15 protein-coding genes are annotated in these 7,572 nt (G+C 69.9%); 12 read left to right on the top strand and 3 right to left on the bottom strand.

What is annotated here, in order from left to right:
* The first annotated feature begins 116 nt into the window (after positions 1-116).
* Positions 117-377, top strand: a complete 261-nt coding sequence (locus ABZ904_RS49775; protein ID WP_361830818.1) for a hypothetical protein — start codon at positions 117-119, stop codon at positions 375-377.
* A 267-nt stretch (positions 378-644) separates the two neighbouring features.
* The gene (locus tag ABZ904_RS49780; protein WP_361830821.1) at positions 645-962 is read left to right on the top strand and encodes a hypothetical protein; all 318 of its coding nucleotides are present in this window, start codon (positions 645-647) and stop codon (positions 960-962) included.
* Here ABZ904_RS49780 and ABZ904_RS49785 read toward each other — a convergent pair.
* Both ABZ904_RS49785 and ABZ904_RS49790 read right to left on the bottom strand, forming a co-directional pair.
* Positions 959-1,162, bottom strand: coding sequence for a hypothetical protein (locus ABZ904_RS49785; protein WP_361005829.1), 204 nt, complete (start codon positions 1,160-1,162; stop codon positions 959-961). The genes ABZ904_RS49780 and ABZ904_RS49785 overlap by 4 nt on opposite strands.
* A 105-nt stretch (positions 1,163-1,267) precedes the next feature.
* Complete coding sequence (locus tag ABZ904_RS49790) at positions 1,268-1,660, bottom strand: hypothetical protein (RefSeq protein ID WP_361005826.1); 393 nt, start codon at positions 1,658-1,660, stop codon at positions 1,268-1,270.
* A gap of 209 nt (positions 1,661-1,869) precedes the next feature.
* Here ABZ904_RS49790 and ABZ904_RS49795 point away from each other — a divergent pair, with 209 nt between their 5' ends.
* The 3 genes from ABZ904_RS49795 to ABZ904_RS49805 all read left to right on the top strand — a co-directional run bounded on the left by ABZ904_RS49795 (position 1,870) and on the right by ABZ904_RS49805 (position 3,241).
* A complete protein-coding gene (locus ABZ904_RS49795) occupies positions 1,870-2,187 on the top strand; it encodes a hypothetical protein (protein ID WP_361830824.1) in 318 nt (105 codons plus the stop codon).
* A 225-nt stretch (positions 2,188-2,412) separates the two neighbouring features.
* On the top strand, positions 2,413-2,889 hold the full coding sequence (locus ABZ904_RS49800; RefSeq protein WP_361830827.1) for a DUF6247 family protein: 477 nt from the start codon (positions 2,413-2,415) through the stop codon (positions 2,887-2,889).
* Between the two features lie 229 nt (positions 2,890-3,118).
* Complete coding sequence (locus ABZ904_RS49805; RefSeq protein ID WP_361830830.1) at positions 3,119-3,241, top strand: hypothetical protein; 123 nt, start codon at positions 3,119-3,121, stop codon at positions 3,239-3,241.
* A 175-nt stretch (positions 3,242-3,416) separates the two neighbouring features.
* Here ABZ904_RS49805 and ABZ904_RS49810 read toward each other — a convergent pair whose 3' ends face one another.
* Positions 3,417-3,542: a hypothetical protein gene (locus ABZ904_RS49810; RefSeq protein ID WP_361005817.1), complete on the bottom strand. Its 126-nt coding sequence runs from the start codon at positions 3,540-3,542 to the stop codon at positions 3,417-3,419.
* Positions 3,543-3,785: 243 nt separating this feature from the next.
* Here ABZ904_RS49810 and ABZ904_RS49815 point away from each other — a divergent pair, with 243 nt between their 5' ends.
* From ABZ904_RS49815 to ABZ904_RS49845, 7 genes are all read left to right on the top strand, one after another.
* Entirely contained in the window at positions 3,786-3,959 is a 174-nt protein-coding gene (locus tag ABZ904_RS49815; protein ID WP_361005814.1) for a hypothetical protein, read from the top strand.
* Positions 3,960-3,976: 17 nt separating this feature from the next.
* Positions 3,977-4,168, top strand: coding sequence for a hypothetical protein (locus ABZ904_RS49820; RefSeq protein WP_361005811.1), 192 nt, complete (start codon positions 3,977-3,979; stop codon positions 4,166-4,168).
* 128 nt (positions 4,169-4,296) lie between these two features.
* Positions 4,297-4,701, top strand: a complete 405-nt coding sequence (locus ABZ904_RS49825; protein ID WP_361830834.1) for a hypothetical protein — start codon at positions 4,297-4,299, stop codon at positions 4,699-4,701.
* Positions 4,702-4,787: 86 nt separating this feature from the next.
* The gene (locus tag ABZ904_RS49830) at positions 4,788-5,111 is read left to right on the top strand and encodes a hypothetical protein (RefSeq protein ID WP_361830837.1); all 324 of its coding nucleotides are present in this window, start codon (positions 4,788-4,790) and stop codon (positions 5,109-5,111) included.
* Between the two features lie 287 nt (positions 5,112-5,398).
* A complete protein-coding gene (locus ABZ904_RS49835; protein WP_361005802.1) occupies positions 5,399-5,992 on the top strand; it encodes a hypothetical protein in 594 nt (197 codons plus the stop codon).
* A gap of 549 nt (positions 5,993-6,541) precedes the next feature.
* A complete protein-coding gene (locus tag ABZ904_RS49840) occupies positions 6,542-6,685 on the top strand; it encodes a hypothetical protein (protein WP_361005800.1) in 144 nt (47 codons plus the stop codon).
* Positions 6,686-6,699: 14 nt separating this feature from the next.
* Positions 6,700-7,104 carry a hypothetical protein gene (locus ABZ904_RS49845; protein ID WP_361830840.1) on the top strand — a complete coding sequence of 135 codons (405 nt, stop codon included), beginning with the start codon at positions 6,700-6,702 and terminating at the stop codon, positions 7,102-7,104.
* The last annotated feature ends 468 nt before the right edge of the window (positions 7,105-7,572 follow it).

Here is a 7,572-nt window from a genome sequence, read left to right on the forward strand (position 1 = left end):
CGGCGACCCGTTGGAGTTGCTGTGTGGTGGCCTCGAGGGCGGTGGCGACGCGTGCGAACTGCCGCGTCATCCCCTCGAGGGCACGGGTGATGGCCTTGGCGTCGACGCTGGGCTGGGTGGTCATCGGCTGGTCCCTTCCCGCGTCACTTCGACAGGCGCACGAGCGGCGCCTTCACGACCGGGCCTTCACCGCGGGAGCCTTCGGCGCGGCCTGGACCTTCGCGGCAGGCCGGTTCGGCGCGGGCACCTTCGCGACGGGCGCCTTCGGGGTCTTCGCCGGCTGCCGGGTGCTCGAGGAATCGTTGGTACCCGCGGCGCCCGTGCCACTGTGGCTGGTTCCGTGGAGGGTGCACGGCCGCGGACCGGCGGGGACGTAGTCGCCCGCCGCGGTGCGCGTAGCCGGGCAGCGCGCCCCCCGTCGCCGTCGAGAGCGCGGCCCGCCGCGCAGGCGAGGAGCACCAGGGCGAAGACGACGATCCAAGCGCAGACGGACAGGATCAGGGTTGTGGAGCGGCGGTCGAGTCGGGGTTCCACGGCGTGGCCTTCCAGACGGAGGGGTCGAGGCCGCGGATGCTCGAGGGCTGGGAGGCCTTGTGCCGTTCCCTACTGTCTGACCTGCGGCGCGGCCGCCTACAGTCGAGGACATGGACACCATCCCGGAGCCGCAGCCGGCCCGCCCGTGGCGCCCGGAGGACGGCCGGGAACCCGTGGTGTGGACCTGGCCCAAGAGCGACCCCCCAGCACTGTGGGTGCGGTCGGGCGGCGCGTGGCGGTACGCGACGGTCATGGCGCGGCAGGACTGGGCGGACGGCTCGGTCTACTACCAGGTGGCCGTTGACCTGCACGGCGGCAACTTGGTGTCGGCGCGCCTGTACCGGTGGGGTCAGCCAGGGCTGAAGGTGGCGCACCGGAGTCGCTTCGAGCCGTCCAGGGGCGTCGACACGAACCACCAGGGCGACTAGCGGTCCTGCAGCTCCGCGGCGAACACGTTGCCGTAGGCGGGCGGCGGGGTGTCGGTGAGCAGGACACAGACCGGGCGCCCGTCGATGACGCGGTCGATGACCGAACCGGCCGGGGCGGAGCTGCGGATGATGACGCGCGCGCCGGGGCCGAACAGCTCGCTGGAGTTGGTTACCAGGTAGGTGCGGACGGGCCCAGTCATGGTCTGGCCTCTCGAGCGGGGGCATGGCCCCCTGTGGGTCCGCCCCGTACCCCTTCCGGGGGCCCTCGGGGTCCGACCGGACAGGATTGGCCGCGTGCGGGCCGCTCAGGCGGTCTGTGCGACGTCGTTCTGGCCGAGGGGGACGGCGCCCTCGGCACGCTTGAGGGCCTGCCGGGTGGCGACCAGGTCGGCGCCCGTGATCCCCTCCTGCTTGCAGCGCTTCCACCACGGGTCGCACTGGACGGCGGCGGTGGCGGCGCGAAGCTCAGCGAACAGCCGGTCGTATTCCGCGGCCTGGTCCGGGCTCCAGCCGTCCGTCGCGGAGCGCTGGCGGCTCTCCGTGCCCCGCTCGGTGTCCTCCGGCCAGCCGGGATGCGGCTCCCGGGACCACGGAAGCGTGGCCTGGTAGGCGTACAGCTCGGCGGCCGTGCGCTGGGCGGCGCGCAGGTCGGCGGGGAAGTCGAGCAGGCTGAACGGTCTGTCGGGGGCGTCGGTCATGCGATCGAGCGTAAGGCGACGCACTGACATTTAGCTTTGTCCTGCCCGTCCGGCAGAGTTACCCGGACCTGGGGCGGAGGCGACTCAGCGGAGGACATGCCGTCACGGGTCGGGACGCCGCCGAGGACGCCCCGGCACGTGACGCCCTGGTCCCGCCGGAGCAGGGCGCGGGCGGGATGATGGAGACCGAGCGAGGCGAGGAGCAGCACATGGGGACCAGGCACTTCGCCCGGCTGCAGTTCGAGGCGGACGGCCCGGCCGTCGAGGGCGAGTGGACCGTCCCGGGCACCGCCCAGGACCGGTACACGGAGTGGGTCGGGCTCTACGGCAGCAACCCGTCCGTGGTGATCCGGCTCATCGAGGAGACCGATGGCGCCGAACGCGTGCGCAAGACCTGGACGGCGCAGGCGAGGTTGAGGACCGCGACAGCTGAGAACGTCCGCCGCGGACCGCCCGGCTCGATGACGCCCCGACCGAGTGGTGGTGGCAGGTGTACCGCCTCGACGAGCTGCCGTCCTCACCGGTGAAGTCAGAGCGGCAAACTGCTGCGTCACCCGTCGTCACCCATGAAATACCACCTCGCGTAGGGGCTGCCGCCCTGCCCGGTGCCGGCAAGCCGAGTGTCACCTGGGCGCTGACCTGCGGGTGGGGTTGTCGGTATGGAGGCCTGGGGATCTTAAGCAGTACCCGGATGGGTGATGTGATCTGCGTTCATCCGCCGCTCGCCAGACTTGTCAATTAAACTTCAAGTCATGAGTCTGCTGGAGATGAATCTGTCGGAGCTGCTGAACAGGCCCCGGCTGACGCTGGCCGCGCTGCGTGGGTCTCGCCGGATACTGCTCCGGCGGCGGGACGACGAGGACCTGGTGCTGACGACTGCGGCGCGCGCCGAGCAGGACCATGAGGTGATGGGCGCGACCAGCCGCATGTTCGTGGAGATGATGCGCACGCCGGAGGGCCGCACGCTGGTCCTGGACGTGATGCCGGCGTCGTTCCCGTGGGTGCGGTACCTGCCTGCCCACGACGTTCGGGAGTTCTCCGTCGAGCTGGTCGACGCGCTGGAGGCCGCCGCCGAACTCGACAACACCGCCGCCGTCGCCCAGCTGATCGCCGAGTGGCGGCACACCGCCGAGGTGCATGCCGACCCCGAGCTGTACGCCGCCCTGACCACCGACTCCGGCGAGGACCTCGGGCCCGTTCCCGTTCCCGAGCCCGGAGTCGCCGCGTGAGCCCAAAGCGCGGAGACCGCGCCGCGCCGCCACCCGCCGAGGGCGAGTGGGACATCCGTTTCGCCAACGGCGAGGCCGCCAAGGGTTGGGACCAGCTCAGTAGTCAGGCCGCGACCAACACCCGCGCCGCCTGGAACCAGATGCGCACCGACCCGGTCCCGGTCACCCGCACCGAGCGCCACCACGGCTCAGGGGCGAGCTGGCCCACGGCACGCACCGCGGCGAGACGATGGACAGGTGGCAGATCGAGGTCACGGCCGGTGGGCGAATTTGGTATTTGGTCGACGTCGAGCGCCGCACGGTCTGGATGGACCAGGCGTCCACCGGCCACCCCGAGGCCACCGACCGCTAGCGCCCGTCGCGGGATTTACGAAAATGCGGCCCTGTGCTCCTATCTGTGACCTGAGGGGCCAACTGGCGTGGTTGGCGCAGGTCATCGGGGCAGTCGGCTCTCTCGTACCGGCGGCCTCTCCACCATGGCCGCTGTGCTGCTGACCTGCGCTCCTCCGTCTACCTTGCACCTGAGGTCACAGATAGGAGCACGGGGCCGTCTCCGGGATCTCGTACCTGTCGATCGACCCCACGGGAAACGGCTCCTCCAAGTCGCTGAAGATCGACGCCGCTGCCGCCTCGGCCACCACCCGGAACGCCACCCTCACCTCGTTCCCGGTCGCAGACGTCGCTCGCCGTGCTCGGCCCGAAGACCGACGACATCATTGACTACGGCCTCACCCTGCGGCAGGTAGGCGCACAGACAACGGCCACCATCGACACCGACCTCACCACCGTCTCCGGTGACCTGAAGGTCCTCGGCAATATGACCCCGGGGAACATGGCGTGGGGCAACACCCTGATCACCCCGTCCCAATACCCCCACCAGCATCACCCTCACTGGTGTGCCGATCGCGTCTGCCGGGTCTTACACCGTGCTGGTCACCGCGAACAGCACCGTTCCCGGCACCGTCGTCATGGTCAGCGCGAGCAACATCAGCTCCGACGGCTTCACGCTCTGGATCAACCGGAAGGACAACGCCACCACGACCCTCATGTGGATGATGCTCGCCCGATAACCAAGGAGAAGACAGAGATGCCCGACGAAATAGAACCCACCCCCACCCCGTGCATCGTGGTCTGCCACACCGTGGGATGCGTCCTCGTAGAGCAGGCACGCACCATCAACCTGTTTCCCAACGCTGCCGAGCCCATCTACCGGGCGAGCTGCGGGTGTTGCGGTCAGGAGATCACCGACATCACCCCGGTCACGGTGCCTGCGCCCTGACCGCGGGTCAGGCCACGACGTAAGCGTGCCCGGTCGTGCAGCGCTCGGGTTTGCGGGGAGCCGCGGACCCTCCCGGGGGTCCCGGCTCCCGCGCACCCCGACCGATGACTGATGACCGAGGAGGCGCCATGGAGTGGCTCACCTCTCTGGCGCCTGTCCTCACCCCCCTCTTCGGCATGACCGGCGTGCTGGGCGGAGCGTGGCTGGTGTACCGGAAGGACACCCGCAAGGCCGAGTCGGACGCGCGCACAGCCGAGGGCCAGACGTACGTGACCGCCGTGCAGACCGTGACCGAGGGCTTCACCAGGCTGCTGGAGCAGCAGCGCGCGACCAACACCCAGACCCTCGAGCGGGTGACCACGCTCGAGAGCCGCGTCGAGCGGCTGGAAGAGGAACAGCGGCAGTCGCGGCGCTGGAAGGCCGCAGCCGTCGAGTACATCCACCGCCTGCGCGCCATGCTCACCAGGCTGCACGACGAGCCTGTACCGGCCCCGCCGCCGGAGCTCGCCGACGATCTCACCGAGACGCACTGAGCCAGGCCTCGGCCGGCCGGGACGCAAGCGGCCGCCCTGCAGCACAGTCCCGGCCGTCCCACCCCTCCACCCCAAGGGAAGGCCTCATGAGCAGCACACTCGATCTCATCGCCACCGGTTCCGCGGTCGGCTCTCTCCTCCCGCCCCTGACCGCCATCGTCCAGAAGCCGAAGTGGTCCGCCGGTATCAAGCCGGTCGTGGCTGTCGTCGCCGCGCTCGTGGGCGGCGTCGCCACCGTGGCGTCCGCCGGCGGACTGGCCCAGTTCCAGCACGGCCCGCTGCCTGCCCTCGCGGGTGTCGCGGCCGTTCTGGCCGCTTCGCAGACCACCTATGACTTGATCTGGAAGCCCAGCAAGATCGCCCCGGCCGTGGAGGACGTGACCAGCGGATCGGCGCGCACGACCGGATAGTGCTCTGACCGTGCGCTCTGTGGAGATCGCGCGGGTATCATCCGCAGGAAGAGGTGGCCGCCGCCCACCGTCGCAGGCTGCGCCCCGCGGTTCCGGGCCCACTTCTGGTTGGGGCCGGGAGCGGCCGCGGGGAACGCGCCAAGCCCACTGCGCTCGAGAGGGCCCAGGGGTCGGGGACTGGTCGCTCCCGGGACGATCCGGCACACGGGGGGCGCGGTCGCCTCGTTCTTGCATCAGCCACTGTCGGCTCTGGCCGGCCGCGAGCGATTCCAGGAGGGCCAGCCCGCATGGCGGCACCGCAGCACAGTCCCGGGCCCGCCGGTGAGGAGCCACGACGCCCCCGCCGCGCTGACCCCGATCCGGCCGAAGTCGCCCGGCAGATCGAGCTGTACCGCTCGATGAGCACGCCGGAGTTCGCTGAGGCTGTCGCTGTGTTCGTCACTGCCGGGTCCAAGCCCGCCGCCTCGCGCGGCGAGGACTACGAGCTCCAGGCGTACGCGATCCGCTCCCCGGAGCTGGCGCGCAAGGCGCTGCGGGTCCTGCCCGACGTCGTGCGCGAGCCGGACCGGTATCAGTACGCCCCGGCCGAGGAGAGCCGCGCCGCCTACCTCAAGCGCGTGGGCACCTTCCGATCGCGGGCTGAGCGTGAAGAGCAGTTCTTGCACCTGGTGCTCGCCGGTGAGGCTGCGCGCCGCGGGTTCTTCCTCCCGGACGCGAACCCGCGGGCCCGGGCGCGGCGGCGGCTCGCCGACGAGTACCCGGTGCGGTACCTCGAGCTCCTCCGCGATGAGCAGGAGGCCGACAGGGTGCGGGCGGCCGCGCAGGCGCTCGAGCGCAAGAAGGCGAAGAGGGCCAGAGCGAAGCACCCCGGGCACAGCTGAAGGCGAACCCCCGCGCGGACGTGAGGGCGTACCCCCGAGGGGTGCGCCCTTCCTCGTGGGACGGCTTCAAGACGAACCCTCGAGCGGCAGGGTTCGCCTTGCGGCCGAGGGGTTCGCCTTGCTGGGGTTCGCCGTACGGGTTCGCCTTGGGAAGGCGCATGGGTTCGGGTTCGCCTTTGCCGCACACCTCGAGGGTTCGCCTCGTCCGCGCAGGTCAGACGGGGCGCACCCGAGGGTGCGGGAGGGGTTCGGCGGGTGTTCCCCGGGGGAACAGGCCCTGTGCTCCTATCTGCGACCTGAGGGGCCAACTGGTGCGGTTGGCGCAGGTCATCGGCGCAGTCGGCTCTCTCGAACCGGCGGCCTCTCCACCATGGCCGATGTGCTGCTGACCTGCGCTCCTCCGTCTACCTTGCACCTGAGGTCACAGATAGGAGCACGGGGCCTCGATCCCCGTGGGTTCAAGGAAACCGAAGGTTCTTCAGCCTGAACCCACGGGTCCACCGGTCTGCTTCAGGTCGGTAGACCCGTGGGTTCGGTTGGAACACGAGGATGCTGTGCAAGCCGAAGAGCTTCGGCCCTGACATCGGCGTCGAGCGGGTCCTGCTCCACTGCTATGCCGGGCAGAGCCGCACCCCGGCCGTCGCCGCGATCACAGCCACCTGGCCACCGGCACCGACCCCAAGACCGCGCTGAACGACCTGCGCCGGGTGCTGACCAGCGGCTGGCACCTCCAGGACCACCCCGAGATGCACAACGCGGTGCACGAACTGACCGCCCCCGGCGGCGGTATCTCATCGCAGAGCCGGAAGACGGACGGGGCCGTCCGGGATGGCCAGAAGGCAGACCGGAAGGAGTTCCTGAGGAAGCCGGGGCTCGACCGGCTGGACGATGCCACTGCCGAGCAGTTGCTGGAGGAGCCGGAGCCGGAGCCGGGCGGTGGTGTGGAGCAAGAGCAGCGCAGGGAGTTCCTGAAGGACAAGGGGGCGGTGTCCCGGGTGCGCGGGATGCTGCTCGGTCTGGCGCTGGGGGACACGCTGGGCGCTGCCCGGGGCAAGCTGCCGGCCCATGGCCTGTCCGTCTTCTCTGTAGTTACGACACCAACAAGGTCCTGATCTGCATTGTTTGAAGTACAGAGACAACGAGTGATCGACATCTGGTATAGGCGTTGAACTGCAGTGGCTCGGTCAGCTGGCATTCGATCTCTAGTTGCCTACCTCACTGACCTGCGGTATCGGTGTTAGACAGAGGATGTTGTAACTACACGGATACTTCTTTTGCTTGGGTCCCAACGACGAACCCCCGCCCTTCCGCGCTGGAAGGACGGGGGATTGCGGTGGGGAGGTCACGTTCGCAGGTCGCGATCGTCGACCAGGACGGTGCGGTGCAGGTCTACCGGAATCTACCCAACGAGGTCGGGACGGTGCTGCGGGTGATCGGCGATCCGCGTCCATGCGGGTCATGTGCCGTGTCAGGTCAGTGGTGCCAGGCGTTTTCACGTCCCCGGGTGGTACGTCATCCGCCCGCGGCGTCCTCGGCCTCCCAGCGCAGCAGGTCGCCCGGCTGGCACTTGAGCGCCTCGC

Origin of the sequence: Streptomyces sp. NPDC046900 (genome assembly GCF_040644975.1) — a bacterium.
Taxonomy (GTDB): domain Bacteria; phylum Actinomycetota; class Actinomycetes; order Streptomycetales; family Streptomycetaceae; genus Streptomyces.